Genomic DNA, 18,095 nt, shown 5'->3' with positions numbered 1-18,095 from the left:
CTGCTCGTGCGGTGTTGCGGGCTCGGGTCCGGGGTTCCGTTCAGGTGCCGGCGGCGACCGTCCGGATCGGTGCGGCGGTGAAGCGGGAGGTCTCGCCCCACGACTCGAAGGCGGCGGCGACGTGTTCGGCGGCGCCCTCCAGGAGCATCAGGCCGATGGCGTCGGCGTGCCGGGCCCGCCACGACTCGCACGCGGTGCCCTTGACCCACTGGTTGAAGGCGCCCAGCGCGGGCCCGGTGTGCACCTGGAAGTTGACCCTGTCGCCGGTCTGGCCGGTGAGGGCCAGCCGGGCGGAGTACGCGAAGTACCAGCGGAAGACCAGCGCCATCTTCGACTTCGGCTGCCGCTCCGCCTTCTCGGTGACGTCGGGCTCGCCCTTCGCGCGGTAGTGGTCGCACACCTCTGTCCAGACCTCGTCGAGGGTGCGGTGGAAGTACGACCTCTCCAGCAACGCCCTTGTCTTCGCGGGGAGTTCGTGGAGCCCGTCGTAGTGCTGGTACAGCGAGTACAGCTTGTCGGCACGGGTGGGGAAGAACACGCCCTTGCGCAGCACCTGGACCCTGGCGCCCATCTCGAACATGTCGCCTGCGGGTGCGTAGCCCGTGTCCTGGATGTCGATCTGCTGGAGCATGTCCTTGACGGCGTCGCTGGTGCCCGACTCGACGGTGCACTGGTTGACGGACCCCGTCAGCACGTAGTCGGCACCCAGCATGAAGGCCGCGGCGACCGCCTCCGGCGTGCCGAGGCCGCCCGCGAGCCCCATGCAGAGCGGCTCCCGGTAGCCGTGCGTGCGCTGGGCCTCGCGGCGCAGCCCGAGCATCGCGGGCAGCATGACGGTGGAGATGCCCCCGTCGGTGTGGCCGCCCGAGTCGGCCTCGACGGTGATGTCGTGGCTCATCGGGACCTGCCGTACGAGACCGGCCTGCTCCTCGGTGATCGCGCCTTCGCGGAGGAGTTCCGCGACCGCCTTCTCCGGTGGTGGAGCCATGAAGGCACGGGCGACCTCGGGGCGGGAGACCTTCGCGAGGACGCGGTGGCCGCACTCCGGCGTTCCGTCCGGCGCGCGCCGCATGCCGCGGGCCCGGTAGAGCACGAGCGCCGGGGTCATCTGGATGAAGGCCGCCGCCTCGACGACGTCCACGCCGTTGCGCAGCAGCATCTCCGCGAAGCGGCGCTCTGCCGCCGGATCGTCGTGGTCGGCGAGGAAGTTGACCCCGAACGGCTCTCCGGCACGCAGCTCGCGCCGCACCTGGGCGATGTTCTCCTCGACCGCGGCGAGCGGCAGGCCGCCGGTGCCGAGGAAGCCGAGCATGCCGCCGCGTGCGAGGCGTACCACCATGGCCGGTGAGGCGATGCCCCGGTACATGCCGCCCGCCGCATAGGAGTACTGGAGCCCGAGCCGCCTGCGGAAGACCGCACTGCCGAGCGTCCCGGCTCCGGTGACCGGGACCTCGGGGGCGGGCCGGGAGGCCGGGGCCGCTGCCGCGGTCGCCGGCGTCTCTGTCCCGACTGCCGTGTCGGTGGCGGACGTTGCACGGGCGGCGGGAGGCGCGAGCGCACCGGACGGCCGTACGGAGGACGCCGGTGGCGGCGCCAGCGAGGGCGGCGGGGCCGGGCGGTGCGCGTCGCGGATCTGCCGGATCAGCTTCGCCACCACGCTGCCGCCGAGTTCGGTGAACTCCCCCACGCCCAGGTCCAGCAGGTGGCGCACGCTCTCGGCCCAGCGCACGGGGCTGGAGATCTGCCGTACGAGCAGATCCGCCGTGCCGCCCCGCGGATAGGCACGTGCGGTGACGTTGGAGATCACGGGTGTCGCCGGGTCGCCGAGCGAGAAGCCGCGCACGTACTCCCCGAACGCCTCCTGCGCGGGCCGCATCAGCGGCGAGTGGAAGGCCCCCGAGACGTTGAGCCGCACACAGCGCACACCGCGCTGGTTCAGGAACGCCTCTACGGCGCCGATGTCGTCCGCGGCTCCGGAGATCACCTGCTGAGCGGGGGCGTTGTCGTTGGCGAGGGTGAGCCCGCCGAAGCCGTTCTGCCCCAGCAGCTGCGTCAACTCCCACGTGTCCAGGCCGAGTACGGCCGCCATGCCGCCGCCCTCCGCCTGCGACATGAGGGCTCCGCGACGCTGCACCAGACGCAGCCCGGTCTCGAAGCCGAAGGCTCCGGCCGCGTGCAGCGCGCAGTACTCCCCCACGCTGTGCCCGGCGAAGTACGCGGCCGAACGCCCCGTCTCCTCCTGCCACTTGAGGTGGGCGAGCGTACCGACGACGAAGAGCGCGGGCTGGGTGTACTCGGTGCTGCGCAGCAGCCGCCGCGGGTCCTCCGCGCACAGCTCGCGCACGGAGTAGCCGAGGACGCCGGAGGCCCGCTCGGTCAACTCGGGGAAGGCGTCGAAGAGTTCACGGCCCATCCCGCGCGCCTGTGCCCCCTGTCCGGGGAATACGACCGCCTCCATCACCGGCCTCCCCGCTCGGCCGCGTACAGCCGGTCGCAGAGGCGCAGCACCTTCTTCAGTGCGGCGGGCTCCGTCATCACCTGTGCGTGCGTCTCCGTGTCGACGTCGACGACGAAGAAGTCGTCGATGCCGTCCGCCCATTCGCGCCAGTACGCGGTGCCGTCCACCGCCGGAAGGCCGGCGTCGGGGTAGAGCACCATGTACTCCTCGAAGGGGCCGAAGAACCGGCCTCCGGCGTTGCGCAGGTAGTAACAGCGCACGTCGTCGCGCCTGGGCAGCGGGTGCACCTGGTGCGTCTCTCCGTGCACCGCTTCGAAGTAGCGCGCCAACTGCCGTACCCGCGAGCGCAGTTGCCCCGGAGTCTTGTGGATGCCGCGGGCGACGGCGGCCTCGACGAGGGCGTCGAGGAAGGCTTCGGGGTCGAGTGAGGTGTCGACCTCGTCCCGGTGCAGGACCGCGGACCCGCCGCCCTGGGCGTCGAGGCTGTTGTTGCCCAGCATCAGATTGACCGCGCGGAAGGCGCTCACCCTGGAGACCACGTCGGCGTCGCGGCTGCCGCCCGTCATCAGGGAGTTGGCGAGGTTGGTCGACGACGCGTCCAGGGTGTCCAGCATCACCAGGGAGTCCACCGTCGCGCCCTGGAGCTGTAGTTGGCGGACCACCTCGTAGGCGAAGAGGCCGCCGAGCGAGAAGCCGCCGATGTCGTAGGGGCCCTCCGGCTGTACGGCCCGGATGATGTCCACGTAGTACGCGGCCATGGCCTCCTGGCCGGTGAGGATCTCCTCGGAGCCCGTCCAGCCCCTGGGCTGGATGCCGTAGAAGGGCCGTTCGCAGCGTTCGGCGACGGGCGCGTACGACTCGACGCCGCCGTTGCCGTGGTGGACCCAGAAGACCGGGCGGCCCTCCCGCACCGCGTTCATGGGGATCAACTCGGGGAATTCCTCAGGCGACTTGGCCACGGGGCGCACGGCGGGTGCCGGCTCCGGGCCGGGACCGGCCACGGGCCGCGCCTCCTCCTTCTCCGGCCTCTCCTCCTTCGGCCTCTCCTCCTTCGGCTCCTTCCTCTGGGCCTTCTCCGGCTCCGGTGCGTGCCCGTGCCCAGGCCGCACGGCGCGTTCGATCTCCGCGATGAGCTCCTGGAGCGTCTCGCAGCCCGCGATGACGTCGAGCGTCAGCGTGGGATCGAACTCCTTGCGTGCCTTGCCGAGGAACTGGGTGAGGAAGATCGAGTCCAGCCCGTACTCGCGCAGCGGCACATCGGGCCGCAGGGACGCCGCGTCGATCTCCAGCAGGTCCGCCATGAGGGCGGTGACGCGCGCGGTGACGCCGGCACCGGACGCCTCCGGTACGGACGCGGCGTCCGCCGCGTACCGCTGCTCGTCTCGTGAACTCGCCGCCGCCCCAGGTGACTTGGACTGCTCGAACCACTCGGGCCGCTTGGGCAGCTTGGGCGTCTCCGGCAGCAACCGGGCACGCATCCGCTCGTGGTCGCCCTCCAGCACCAGGACGGACGGGAGCCCGCAGGCCCAAGCCCGGTACAGCGCGTCGAGCCCGGCCTCCTCCCGCATGGGGCGCATGCCCACGTCCCGGAGCAGGGCCTCGGTCCGCGCGCCGCCGCGCATACCGCCCTCCTCCCACAGCGGCCAGCCGACCGAGAGGGTGCGGCCATGGCGTTCGCCCCGTGCCCGCAGCGCTTCGCGGTGGTGGGCGTAGCCGTCCATGAAGGCGTTGGCGGCGGCGTAGTCGGCCTGGCCGACGTTGCCGAAGGCGGCCATCGAGGAGAAGGCGATCAGGAAGTCCAACTCCACGCGGGCGGCGGCCTCGTCGAGGTTGCGCAGCCCGGCGACCTTCGCGGCGAACACCTTCCGCAGCTCGTCCGCGCTCTTGCGTGCGATGAAGCCGTCGCGCAGCACCCCTGCCGCGTGTACGACGCCGTGCAGCGCGCCGTGTTCGGCGACCACGCCGTCGACGGCGGCAGCCACCGCCCCGGCGTCGGAGACGTCGAGGACGCGGTACTCCGCCGCGGCTCCCAAGGCGCCCAACTCCGCGAGGAGTTCACGCTGCCGTGGGCCTTCCTCGCTGCGGCCGCAGAGAATCAGCGTGGGCCGCTGGACGCGCCGGGCGACGTCCTTGGCGAACAGCGCGGCGAGTCCGCCGGAGCCGCCGGTGAAGAGGTACACCCCTGCGTCGCGCCAGGGGACGCGGGGCGCGGGCGGGGGCGTCTCACGCCAGCGCGAGACCCTCCGGCGTCCGCCGCCGTGACGTACGCCGATCTCGGCCGGGTCGGCGCCGTCTCCGCGCAGCAGGGCGGCCAGTTGGGCCATGTCCACGGAGGCCGCGGTGCGGCCCTCCCCGTCGGACTCGGCGTGGCCCTCGTCTTCGGCCCCGCTGGTGCCCCCGCCGTCGACCTCTATCCACTGGATGAGCAGGCCGGGGTGTTCCTGACGCGCGGTGCGCAGCATGCCGCTCAGGCCGCCGAGCCACGGTGCCCCGGACGGCGTCACCAGCTGGACGAGACGCGTGCCGCCGGCCGGGTCGCCGGCCTCCTCCTGGATCAACTCCAGCAGGCGGCAGGCGTATTCGGTGTAGCGGGCGGCGATGTCGCCCTCCGCCTGCCACAACTCGCAGGCACTGCCCGGCGATTCGCCGGGGGATTCGTTCAGAGAATCACCCGGGGAGGCGGTCAGCGCTTCGGTCAGGGCGGCCACGTCGGCGCCGGGCAGCTCGCACAGTACGACGCGGCGCCCGGCCGGAGTGGCCGCCACGGCCACCGCCTCGGCCTCGCTCCATGCGGGCTCGATCATCAGCACGGGCGGTGCCGCGGGCGGCTGCCGCAGTCCGCCGTCGGGGACGGTACGGGTGCTGAACCCCCGGAAGCGCACGCAGACTTCGCCGGACGTGCCGCACAGATCGATGTCGAGGGTGCGCACGGTGCCACCGGGCCGATCGCCCTCCGAGGGGCGTGCCACGGCCCAGCCCTCGGCCGGGGTGGGGGCGAGGATCTGCACCTCGCGAACGGCGAACGGCAGCGCGGCGACTCCGCTCGCGGCGGGCGTGCCGTCCGTGTCCGGTGTGCCCGGCCCAGCCTCCGCGCCGGCCGCCTCGGACTGTTCGCCGAGCAGTACGCCGAGGGCGGTCTGGAGCGCCGCGTCCAGCATCGCCGGGTTGAGCCTCTGGCCCTCTGCCGCCGCCTCCGGCAGCACCAGACGGGCCAGGGCCGCGTCCGCGCCGTAGTGCAGCGTCTCCATGGCACGCAGCGCCGGGCCGTAGCCGAGGCCCATCGCCTCGAAACGGTCGTAGCACTGGTCGCCCTCGAGCCGGTGCGGGCGGCTCGCGAGCAGGGCGGGGATGTCATGAGGAGGTACGGGCGGCCCCGTCGGGCCGTCGGTGCCGACGCTGTCACCGGGCCGGTCGCGGGTCGGGGCATCGGTGCCGGCCGCGACAGTGCCTCGTGCGTAGATCTCGCGCTCCACGCCCTCGCCCGCGTGGACTTCATACGCGCCGTCCGCGGGGTCCACGGTCACGCCGACGGTGCGCGGCGACGTCACCTGGAGCTGCCGCAGCCACATGACGTCCCGCAGCCGGAGCCGCGCGGCGGGCCCGGCGAGCCCGGCGGTCCCCGCACGTGCGAACGCCTCGTGGACCAGTTCAAGACAGGCGGTGCCGGGCAGTGTGGGCACGCCCTGGACGCGGTGGTCGCGCAGGAAGTACTCGTCCCCGCTCAGGAGCCGGCTGTACGCAGTGTCGGCCGTTTCCGGAGCAGCGGTCGGCGCGGTCTCGGCCCCGGCCACGGCCATGGGAAGCGGCCCTGGTCGAGGCGCCGGCGCCCCCGGCCGTGCGCCGTCGGCGATCCAGTAGCGCTGGAGCCGGAAGGGGTAGGCGGGCAGCGGAATGCGCTGCGGCGGATGCTCGCCCCACAGCCGCCGCCAGTCGAACTCTGCGCCGGCGACCCAGAGTTTCAGCAGCCGGTCGAGCTTGCCCTTGGCCATCCAGTTCCCGATGGCGGCCGTGATGTCCTCGTCGTCCACGAGGTCGTTCCAGATGCTCCGCCGTTCGGCACGGCCGGTGCGTACGCCCTGCGGCGAACCGCCGTCGAGGAACCCCCGCAGCTGGGCGCGCAGTTCGGACACCGACTCCGTGACGCAGGCCAGGCGCTCCTCCATGGCGACGCGGCCGACCTGAAGCGTGTAGGAGATGCGCGGCAGTTCGGCCTCGGAGGCGCCCTCCTTGTCGAGCCAGTCGAGGAGTTGCCGCGCGCGTGCGCGCAGCGTCTCGGGTTCGCGTGCGGAGAGGAGTACGGCGAGGGGGCGGGTGTCGGCGGACGGCGCCGGCCCCGGACGGCCGGCAGGCCGGGATTCGGCCGGAGGACGGTACTCCTCCAGCACCACATGCGCATTCGCACCACCGAAACCGAAGGAACTCACCCCCGCCCGACGCGGCAACTCCCGCCCCTGCGAATCCCGCACCGCCACCCACGGCTCACACTCCCGCACAAGCCGGAACGGAGAACCCTCCAACCGCACATACGGATTCACCGACTCACAATGCAGACTCCCCACCAACATCCGGTGCCGCATCTGCAACAACACCTTCACCACACCCGCAACACCGGACGCCAACTCCAAATGCCCGATATTCGTCTTCACCGAACCCAGACCGATATGAGCCCCCGGACCCTCCGACTCCTCAACCCCCCAATCCGCATACAACCGCGAAAACGCCGCCCGCAACCCGTTCACCTCAACCGGATCACCCAACCCCGTCCCCGTACCATGCGCCTCCACATAACCCACCGACCGCGGATCAACACCCGCACGCTCCCACGCACGCACCACCAAATCCGCCTGAGCACGAGGATTCGGCGCCGTCAAAGAATTCGCACGACCCCCATGATTCACCGCCGACGAACGCACCACCCCATACACATGATCACCATCACGCACCGCCGCCGACAAACCCTTCAACACCAAAATCCCCACCCCCTCACCACGCCCATAACCATCCGCCCCCACCGAAAACGTCTTACACCGACCATCCACACTCAACATCCCAGCCCGGGAGAAGCTGATGTGACCGTCGGGAACGACGATGGTGTTCACTCCGCCGACCACGGCGGTTTCGCATTCCGCGCGGGCGATCGCCGTGACCCCCCGGTGAATTGCCACGAGAGAACTCGAACAGGCCGTCTCGACGGGCTCGCTCGGGCCGTGCACGTCGAGGAAGAAGCTCATCCGGTTCGGGCCGAGCGAGGGGACGCCCCCTGTGGGCGAGACGGTGTCGGACCGTCCGCACCGTTCCGAAAGGGCGCTGTAGCCGGTGTCGTTCGTCCCGACGAAGAGCGCGAGATCGGTTCCGGCGAGGCTGTCCGCCGAATGACCCGCGTCCTCAAGGGCCTTCCAGACGTAGAGCATCAACAGCCGCTGCTGCGGGTCCATATGGACGGCCTCCTTCGGCGCGATGCCGAAGAAGAGCGGGTCGAAGTCGGCGACGCCGTCGATGAATCCGCCGTGTCTGACGTTCGTGCGGCCCGGGTCCTGAACCGGGTCGCCGTCGTACTCGCGCCAGTCCCAGCGGTCCGGCGGCACCTCCCGGATGCAGTCCCGCCCCTCACGCAGGTTCTCCCAGAACTCGTCGATGTCCTCGGCGCCCGGGAAGCGGCCGCTCATGCCGATCACGGCGACGGCGTCTTCCGGGAGGTCTCCGGGAACCTCGGGAGCCCGGGAGACCTCGGGGCTCCCGGTGTCGTACGCCGGGCTCGCGTCTCCCACTCCCCCGGCCGCGGCCGGAGCGGCCGGAGCGGCCGGAGCGGTAAGGAAACGGCCCGCGTGCGGGGCGAGTTGCGCGGGCTCCGGCCCGGCCCCGGACGGCGCCGCCGCCGGATCAGCGACGTCCAAGGGCCGGGCCGGAGGTTCTGCGGAAGCGGCGGCGGTCCCCGCGTCCGCGCCGAGCAGGCGGGCGGCGAGCGAGGACCGGTGCTCCCGGGCGAGATGGGCGCTGAACGCCCGAAGGTCGGGGTGCTCGAAGAGGACGGTGGGCGCGAGCTCCAGCCCCAGTTCGTCGTTCACGAGATTGACGAGCTGGCTCATGACGATCGAGTCCAGCCCGTACTCGTTGAGTTCGACGTCGACGTCCAGGTCCGCGGGGCTCACCTTCAGCAGCTCGCTGACGGCGCGCGTCACCACGTCGCACACGCGCTCGCGGAGCGCCTCGTCACGGGCCTCCTCGTCACGGGCCCGCTCCCGCTGCTCCGGCTCCTCGGGGACCGGCCCCTGGCCCGGCAGTTGTTCCGTCCACTGCCCGCCGGGCGGGGACTGCCCCTGCCGCTGCTGCCAGTCCCGGACCAGCCGCAGGGCCTCCTCCTGGCCGACCCGTCCCGTACGGATGAGTTCGTGCAGCTCGTGAAGTTCGGTAAGTGACGTGATGCGACTGGTCATATGAGGCTCCGCTGGAAATCGTCAGCGCTCAGGGCGCCCTCGCCGATGGCCTGGATGAGTTGCAGCAACCGGGCGTCCGCGTCGGGTGTCCCGGCCGCCCGCTCCCCCGGCGTTCCTTCGCCCGGCCCGCCGTCGCCGTACGTACGCACCTGGAACCCCCTGATCCGCACGCGGACTTCGCCCTCGTCGTCGCAGACGTCGACGTCGAGCCGGCGCACCCCGCCGGGGCGGTCGCCGGCCGCGAAGCGGGCCACGGCCCATCCCGACTCCGGTGTCGCACCGAGGACTTCCAGCCCGTCGAGAGCGAACGGCAGCGCCGTGGCGGACGTGCCGCCGGGTGCGGCGAAGAGCCCGGCGGTCGACTGGAGCGCCGCGTCGAGCAGGCCCGGGTGCAGCACGAACCCGGTTCTCGCAACCGCGGCCGGGGAGAGCCGCAGGCGGGCGACGGCCTGCCGGGAACCGCAGTTCAGGGTCTCGACGGCTCGCAGCGTGGACCCGTACTCCAGGCCCGCGCCGGCGAACCGGGCGTAGCACGCCTCGGCGTCCAGCACCGCCCCGTCGCACTCCGCCAACTGCGCGGCCATATCGAGGCGTTGGGCCCGCTCCCCGGCCGCGTGGCGCCGCAGCCGCCCGGTGGCGTGCACGACGCGTTCGCCGTCCGGGCCCTCCGTGTAGATCTCGAAGGCCGGTTCGCCGTCCGCCCCCACGGACACGGCCGTGTGCGCGTCCACGGCCCGTACGCCCCGCAGGGGGCGGGACCAGACGACCCGGCTCAGCGCCCAGTCGCCCGCCTCCTCGCCTCCGGCCGCCAGTGCGGCCGCGGCCCGCGCCATCTCCAGCGTCGCCGCTCCCGGCAGCACGGGCTCGCCCTGCACCCGGTGGTCGGCGAGGTAGAACTCACGGCCGGTGAAGCGCGAGGTGTAGCGCTGCTCGCGGAGGTCGGAGGTGTTCGTGTGGACGAGTGGATGCAGTCCGCGCGAGACGTGCGGGCCGTGCGCGGGGCTCGTCATGTCGAGCCAGTAGCGGCGGAGTTGGAAGGGGTACGTCGGCAGGGAGATCCGGTGCGGGCGGTTCTCCCCCCACAGCAGGTTCCAGTCGCACTCCGCGCCCGCCGTCCAGGCCCGGAGCACCGGGGCCCAGTGCTCTGCGTCCGCACGTCCCGTGGGCGCGAAGCGGTCGGTGAGGACGGCCGGTGCCGCCGGGACCTCGCCGTCGCGCGGGACGCGGCCGGTGAAGACGGCCGGTGACGCCTCGCCCTGCTCGCCCGCGAGCCACGCCTCCAGCGCCGTCCGCAGCTCGCCGAGGGTCCCGGCGACCACCGCCAGCCGCTCCGCCATGGCCGTACGGCCTGTCTGCGAGGTGTACGACAGGGCGGGGAGGTCGTCCTCGCGGTGGTCGCCGCGGCGCAGGACCTCGACCCAGCGGGCGGCCATGTCACGCAGTACGTCGGGACGGTGGGCGGAGAGGAGTACGGCGAGGGGGCGGGTGTCGGCGGACGGCGCCGGCCCGGGACGGCCGGCAGGCCGGGATTCGGCCGGAGGACGGTACTCCTCCAGCACCACATGCGCATTCGCACCACCGAAACCGAAGGAACTCACCCCCGCCCGACGCGGCAACTCCCGCCCCTGCGAATCCCGCACCGCCACCCACGGCTCACACTCCCGCACAAGCCGGAACGGAGAACCCTCCAACCGCACATACGGATTCACCGAGTCACAATGCAGACTCCCCACCAACATCCGGTGCCGCATCTGCAACAACACCTTCACCACACCCGCAACACCGGACGCCAACTCCAAATGCCCGATATTCGTCTTCACCGAACCCAGACCGATATGAGCCCCCGGACCCTCCGACTCCTCAACCCCCCAATCCGCATACAACCGCGAAAACGCCGCCCGCAACCCGTTCACCTCAACCGGATCACCCAACCCCGTCCCCGTACCATGCGCCTCCACATAACCCACCGACCGCGGATCAACACCCGCACGCTCCCACGCACGCACCACCAAATCCGCCTGAGCACGAGGATTCGGCGCCGTCAAAGAATTCGCACGACCCCCATGATTCACCGCCGACGAACGCACCACCCCATACACATGATCACCATCACGCACCGCCGCCGACAAACCCTTCAACACCAAAATCCCCACCCCCTCACCACGCCCATAACCATCCGCCCCCACCGAAAACGTCTTACACCGACCATCCACACTCAACATCCCAGCCCGGGAAATGCTGATGTGACCGTCGATGCTGACCATCGTGTTGACGCCGCCGGCGATCGCCATTTCGGACTGGCCTTCGCGAATCGCCTGAAGGGCGCGGTGAATTGCGACCAGAGAACTCGAACAGGCGGTGTCGACCGGCTCGCTCGGGCCGTGCAGATCGAGGAAGTGGCTCATCCGGTTCGGGCCCATGCACGGCGCGGCTCCCGTTGCGTCGTACCCCTCGATCACCGGTGAGTAGCGGCTGACCATGCTGCCGTAGCCGGTGTTCGTCGTGCCGACGAAGAGAGCGGTGGCCGTGCCCGCGAGGCTGTCGGGCGCATAGCCCGCGTCCTCCAGCGCCTTCCAGGTGTGGAGCATCAGCAGCCGCTGCTGCGGGTCCATCAACTCCGCTTCCTTGGGCGAGATATCGAAGAACAGCGGGTCGAAGTCGCCGACCCCGTCCATGAATCCGCCGGACGTCACATTGGTGGTGTTGGGCTCCTTCACGGGGTCGCCGTAGTACTCGCGCCAGTCCCAGCGGTCCGGCGGCACCTCCCGGATGCAGTCCCGCCCCTCACGCAGGTTCTCCCAGAACTCGTCGATGTCGTCCGCCATGGGGAACCGGGCGCTGATGCCGATGACGGCCACGGGTTCCTCCGGGGAGCCGCCCTCCGGCTGCCCGGCGGGGCTCGGCTCTGGGGCGGGGAGTGCGGGTCGGGTCTGGACCGGCTCGGGGCGGGGCCGAACGGCCAGGCCGGTCAGACGGTCCGCGTGCCGGTCGAGGAGGTAGCCCGCGACGGATTCCAGCGTCGGGTGCTCGAAGAAGAATGTCGGGTCCAGCATCAGCGAGAACTCGGCGTTGACGGCGGCCGCCAGCTCTGCCAACGACAGCGAGTCCACGCCGTACTTGCTCATCTCCGCCGTGCCGCTGATCTTCTCCGCCGGGACCTTGAGCACCGCCGACGTCATCTCCCGCAGCCGCTTGACGAGCGCGCGGCGCAGCACGTCGCCGTCCGCGTCCGCTTCGGCGTTCGCCGCGGGGGGCGATGCGAGGGCGGGCACGGTCACCGGCTCAGGCGCCGGAGCCGGAGCCGGAGTTGGGGCCGGGGCCGCCGGGGCCGGAGTCGGGGCCCCGGCGCCCGCGAACTGGTCCGCGTACTCCTCCAGCAGATGTCCCGCGACGCCGTCGAGCGTCGAGTGCTCGAAGAGCAGCGTCGGGACGAGCGACAGCCCGTACTCGGCGTTCAGCAGCGCGACGAACTCCGTCAGGGAGATCGAGTCGAAGCCGTACTCGCTCAGCTCCACCCCGCCCTCGATCTCCTCCGCCGGTACGTCCAGCAACCCCGAGAGGTGCGCGGCGAGTTCGCCGACGAGCTCCGCGTGTGTCATGCCTCGGCTCCGTTCGTGGTCGGCGGCGGGCACGTCCGCCTCGGGTTCAGCGGCGGCCCCGGGCTCAGGGGCGGCCTCGGGCCCCGCGGTGGCCTCCGCCTCCGGCGCGGTGAACAGCGCCGATTCGATCCGCGGACGGTCGCCGAAGGCGGTCAGCGCATGCGGCAGATCGCTCGCGCAGAGCTGTGCCAGGGCCTCGAACCCCTCGCGGGCGCGGAGCGGGAGCATTCCGGAGGCGGCGTGGATACGGCGTTCCGTGGCGGCGTCCACGCGCATCCCGCCGTCGGCCCACAGGGGCCAGCCGACCGACAGCGAACGGCCGTGGCGCTCGCCGCGCGCCGCCAGTTCGCGGCGGTGCCCGGCGTAGGCGTCCAGGAAGGCGTTGGCCGCGGCGTAGTCGGCCTGCCCCGGGTTGCCGAGTACGGACATCGAGGAGAAGGCGAGGAAGAAGTCCAACTCCACGGCGGCGGTGGCCTCGTCGAGGTGCACCAGCCCCGCGACCTTCGGCGCGAGGACATCGCGCAGTTGCTCGGTGCTCTTCCGTGCGACGAAGCCGTCCCGCAGCACTCCGGCGCTGTGTACGACGCCGTCGAGCCGTCCGTGCTCCGCCAGCACGCCCTCCACCAGCCGCGTGACGTCGTCGCGCCGTGCGACGTCCAGGCTGTGGTACGACGCCGCCGACGCACCCAAGTCACGCAGCTCCGCGAGGAGTTCGCGCTGTGCCGGGCCCAGCGGTGAGCGCCCGCACAGCACGAGCGCGGCGCCGGGCGCGGTGTGTGCGATCCGGCGCGCGAAGAGCGCTCCGAGGCCGCCCGCTCCGCCGGTGACGAGGTAGACGCCGCCCGGCTTCCACGGTTCGCCGTCGCCGCCTCCGTCCGGGCTCGTGTTCGGGCGGAAGTCGTGCCAGCGCCGCACCAGGCGCTCGCCGCCGATGCGGCGCACGGCCGTCTCGTCGTGGTTCGCGGCCTCCTCGTCGAGGTGTGCGCAGAGCGTCGCGGCGTCGGCCGCGTCAGTCTCGACGAGCTGCGCCGCCAGCCCGGGGTGCTCCGCGCACGCCGTACGCAGCAGGCCCGCGAGCCCGGCGAAGAGCCGTCCCTCGCCGTGCGCGGGAACGGCGATCTGAAGCAGTACGCGCTCCTCGCGGACGGCGGGCAGCAGTTGCTGCACCTTGACGAGCAGCGCCTCGGCCTGCCGGGTGTACCGCTCGGCGAGGTCGGCTCCGCCCGGCAGCTCCGCGCACGGGACTCCCGTACGCCGTGAGACCTCGTCCGCGTCGGCGCCCGACGGGCCACCGCCCAGCAGGATCTCCCTGCGGACCGGCTGGGCCGAGGGGCGTGGGGGCCCGGCCGTGTGCCAGGCCGGACGGGCGAAGACCAGCGTGCCGTCGGCGGGGGCCGCGGGAGTGGGAGCCGTGGTCGCCGCGGCGGCGGACGCCGGTGCCGGGGCCCGGCCGTGGGAGTCCGGCAACTCCGTGGCCGCGCCCGGAAGTTCACGGGTGCTGAACCCGAGCAGCCGCACGCACACCACGCCGTCGTCGTCGCAGATCTCCACGTCCATGCGCCGCACCGGGCCGTCGGCGTCGCCGTCGGCGGGACGGGCCACCGCCCACCCGCTCTCGGGGCTCGCGGCGAGCACGTGCACCTGCTCCACCGCGAACGGCAGCGCGGCCGTCAGCCCGTCGGACTCACCGCCCAGCGCCAGTCCCACGGTCGCCTGCAACGCCGCGTCCAGCAGGGACGGATGGAGCGTCCAGGCCCGCCCGTCCCGTGCCTCCGCGGGCACGCGCAGCCGCCCGACGGCCAGCCGGCGCCCGATATGCAGCCGCTCCAGGCCGCGCATGGAGCGGCCGTACGACATGCCGGTGCCGCCGAGCAGTTCGTAGCACTCCTCGTGGCCGAGGGTGCGCTGATCGCACCGGGCCAGCAGTCCGTCGAGGTCGAGCGGCGCGACCGCGCCGTCCGGGCGGCGCTCGATCTGGCCCCTGCCGTGCACCAGGCGCCGTCCGCCGCCGTCCGTCGAAGCGATCTCGAAGCCGAACGCGCCGTCGTCCGCCAACGCGCCGTCGTCCGCCCGCGGTTCGAGCACCGTCTCGACGGAGAGCGGTTCGGTCACACGCGCCGCACGCGCCCATACGACGTTGCGCAGCAGCACCCCTTCGGACGTCAGGCCCTGTGCGATGGCCGCCGCGTGCGCCAGTTCCAGGTAGGCGACACCGGGCAGTACGGGAACTCCGCCGACCCGGTGGTGGTCGAGGAAGAACTCCTTCCCGGTCAGCGCGACTCCGGGCCCGAATCGGGCGGAGGAACCAGGAGCCGCGTCGGGCTCCGTGTCTCCCGGCAGCGGCCCGGTCCAGTAGCGCTCGCCGCCGAACGGGTAACCGGGCAGCGACACGACGCGGAAGCCGCCGTCGGCGTACAGCGGTGCGAAGCGTGCGACCGCGCCCCGTACGTACGACTCCGCGAGCGCGGCGAGGCTTTCGGGCCGGTCACGGTCCGCCATCAGCCGCTCGGCGCGGGCGAGTTCACCCCCACGCTCACCTGCGCCCGCGTCCGTGTTCCCGTCGTGCGGCGGGCCGGTCGTCTCGCCCGACCACACGCCCTCGGCGGTACCGTCGCGCAGCCAGTCGCGCAGGGCCGTCGTCCACTCCTCGCGGTCTGCGGCGACGCAGGCCAGGCGGTGTTCGCTGTGCCGCCGTCCCGTGGCCAGCGTCCAGGCCACGTCCCCGAGGTCGAGGTCCGTGTGCCGCTCGGCGTGGTCCAGCATCCGCTGGGCCTGTGCGCGCAGCGCGGTGCCGTCCTGGCCGGAGAGCACCAGCAGCCACCGCTCGCGCTCCGCGTGCCCCGACTCGGCGGCGGGAGGGGCCTGTTCGATGAGTACGTGCGCGTTGGTGCCGGCTGCGCCGAAGGAGCTGACGCCCGCACGGCGCGGCCCGTCGGCCGGTTCGGGCCACGGCAGCAGTCCGGTGTTGACGTAGAACGGGCTGTCCGCCAGGTCGATGGCCGGGTTGGGACGCGTGAAGTGCAGCGAGGGCGGCAGCTGTTCGCGGTCGAGGGCCAGCAGCACCTTGAGCGCTCCGGCCACCCCCGCGGTGAACTGGGTGTGCCCCACATTGGTCTTGATCGTGCCCAGCGCGCACCCGCCCTTCGGCGCCCCCGCGAAGACGCCGCGCAGCGCCTCGAATTCGATGGGGTCGCCCAGCGGCGTGCCCGTGCCGTGCGCCTCGATGAGCTGGATGCCGGACGGATCGACGCCCGCGCGTTCGTAGACGTCGCGGATCAGGCTCTCCTGGGCCTCGCCGCTGGGCGCCGTGATGCCGTTGGTGGTGCCGTCCTGGTTGACGCCCGAGCCACGGATCACGCCGTAGACGCGGTCGCCGTCGCGCAGCGCGTCCGCCAGCCGCTTCAGCACGACGACCCCGGCGCCCTCGCCGGGCACGAAGCCGTCGGCCGCCGCGTCGAAGGCATGGCAGCGCCCGGTGGCCGAGAGCATCCGGGCCCGGCCCGAGTACTGGTAGAGCCGCGGCGTCGCCTGGATGAACACCCCTCCGGCCAGCGCCATGGACGTCGTGCCCAGCCGCAGGTCCTGGCAGGCGGTGTGGATGGCGACCAGCGAGCTGGAGCACGCCGAGTCGACGGACATCGCCGGGCCGTCCAGATCCAGGAAGTAGGAGATGCGGGAGGCGATGACCGAGGCCATGTTGCCCCACATGGTCTGCGGCGGCCGGTCGGCGCCGATCAGTTCGTGGTAGTCGCCGGGGTAGGCGCCGACGTAGACGCCGCAACCGCGCCCGTCCAGGCGCTCGCCCGCGTAGCCGGCGTCCTCCAGGGCGTGCCAGCACTCCTCCAGATAAATGCGCTGCTGGGGATCTGCGTACGTCGCCTCGTTGCCCGAGACCCCGAAGTAGAGGGCGTCGAACCGGGCGATGTCCTCGACGAAGCTGCCGTGTTCGGCCCGGCCGCCGGTGATCTCCGACAGGTCCCAGCGCCTCACCTCGCCGACGAGGTCGTCGCCTGCCGCGAGATGCGCCCACAGCGCCTCGGCGTCCGGCGACTGCGCGAACCGGGCGGAGAGGCCCACCACTGCGACGGCGTCCTCGGGCGTACGTACGGAGTCGTCAGGCGTACGTGCCGGGGTGCCGTCCGTACGTACCGAGTTGTCGGGCGTACGGACGGTGCCCTCGGCCGCATGCGTGCCGCCGTGCTGCGGAGTGCCGCGCACCCAGTGGCTCCTGCGCTGGAACGGGTACGTGGGCAGCGGCGTACGGCGGACCTCTACGCCCGCGAACAGCGGCCCGAAGTCGACGGATTCACCGTCGAGATAGCGGCTGCGGGCGGACTCCTCCGGACCGGGACTCTGGCTCTCGCCCGGCGTGCCCGTGTCCGTGCCGGTCCGGGTCCCCCGCACCACGCCGGTGTGCGCGTCGCCGCCCGCCAGCCACTCGTCGAGCTGTGCGATCAGCTCCTCGCGGGTGCGGGCCACGAAGGCCGCGCGGTGTGCGAAGTGGGCCCGCCCGTTGGCGAGGGTGTGGCTGACGTCGGCGAGAACCGCGTCGGGCGCGGCCCGCAGATGCTCCGCCAGGTCGCGCACGCGCTCGCGCAGCGGCGCGGGCTGGGGCGCGGAGAGCGGGAAGAGCCACGGCCTGGCGGCGGACTCCGCCACGAGTCCGGGGCGTTCGTCGCGTGCGGGTGCCTCTTCCACGACGACGTGGCTGTTGGTGCCGCTGAAGCCGAACGAGCTGAGAGCAGCCGCCCGCCGCCCCTCGGCGTTGGGCTCCCAGGGGCGCAGTGAGGTGTTCACGTACAGAGGTCCGCCTTCCAGCCGGATCGCGGGGTTGCGGTCGTGGTAGTGCAGGGACGGCGGGATCTGGCGGTGGCGCAGCGAGAGGACGATCTTGTGCAGGCCGGCCACACCCGCGGCGGACGTCGTGTGCCCGAGGTTCGTCTTGATCGATCCCAGGGCGCAGCCGCCCGGGACGTCGCTGCCCTCGAAGACGCGTTGCAGCGCATGGCACTCGATCGGGTCGCCGAGCTGGGTGCCGGTGCCGTGCGCCTCGACCATGCCGATCTCGGCCGGCTCGATCCCGAAGTCGTCGTAGACCCGCCGGATCAGCCGCTCCTGCGACAGGGCGCTGGGCGCGGTGATGCCGTTGGTGGCACCGTCCTGGTTGACGCCCGAGCCGCGGATGACGGCGTGCACGTGGTCGCCGTCGCGCAGCGCGTCCGACAGCCGCCGCAGCACCACGACGCCCACGCCCTCGCCCGGCACGAACCCGTCGGCCGCCGCGTCGAAGGTGTGGCAGCGCCCGGTGGGCGAGAGCATCCCGGCGCGGCTCGCCGAGAGATATGTCGCCGGTGTGGTCTGCACGCTCACGCCGCCCGCGACGGCCATCTCGGTCTCGCCGCTCCACAGGCCCTGGCACGCCAGATGCACGGCGACCAGCGAGCTGGAGCAGGCCGTGTCGACGGCGATGGCCGGGCCCTGGAGGTTCAGGTGGTAGGCGATGCGCGCGGGGACGATCGAGGGCGCGTTGCCCCACACCGCCTGCGCGGGCGGCGCGTCCTCGAAGTGGTCGGAGTAGTCGCCGCCGGTGCAGCCGACGTAGAC

The 18,095-nt window shown here is 72.4% G+C and carries 3 protein-coding genes (1 of these 3 running past the window's edge); all 3 read right to left on the bottom strand.

Annotated elements, in window-relative coordinates:
• Positions 1-40 precede the first annotated feature (40 nt).
• Tightly spaced (each overlapping or abutting the next), the 3 genes in view from fabD to QQM67_RS04030 form a layout consistent with a single transcriptional unit that may run on beyond the window.
• Positions 41-2,458, bottom strand: a complete 2,418-nt coding sequence (gene fabD / locus QQM67_RS04040) for an ACP S-malonyltransferase (RefSeq protein ID WP_314172115.1) — start codon at positions 2,456-2,458, stop codon at positions 41-43.
• Positions 2,458-8,892: an SDR family NAD(P)-dependent oxidoreductase gene (locus tag QQM67_RS04035; protein ID WP_314172114.1), complete on the bottom strand. Its 6,435-nt coding sequence runs from the start codon at positions 8,890-8,892 to the stop codon at positions 2,458-2,460. Before QQM67_RS04035 ends, fabD begins: the two co-directional genes overlap by 1 nt.
• Positions 8,889-18,095 carry the end of an SDR family NAD(P)-dependent oxidoreductase gene (locus QQM67_RS04030; RefSeq protein ID WP_314172113.1) on the bottom strand. It continues 15,939 nt past the right edge of the window, so 9,207 of the gene's 25,146 nt are visible here — the last part of the coding sequence; the start codon falls outside the window, past its right edge; it ends in the stop codon at positions 8,889-8,891. The genes QQM67_RS04035 and QQM67_RS04030 overlap by 4 nt, the downstream gene beginning before the upstream one ends.

Source organism: Streptomyces winkii (assembly GCF_032248595.1).
Classification (GTDB): domain Bacteria; phylum Actinomycetota; class Actinomycetes; order Streptomycetales; family Streptomycetaceae; genus Streptomyces; species Streptomyces winkii.
Note: the sequence above shows the minus strand (reverse complement) of the source record. Positions and strands in the feature narration are given on the sequence as shown.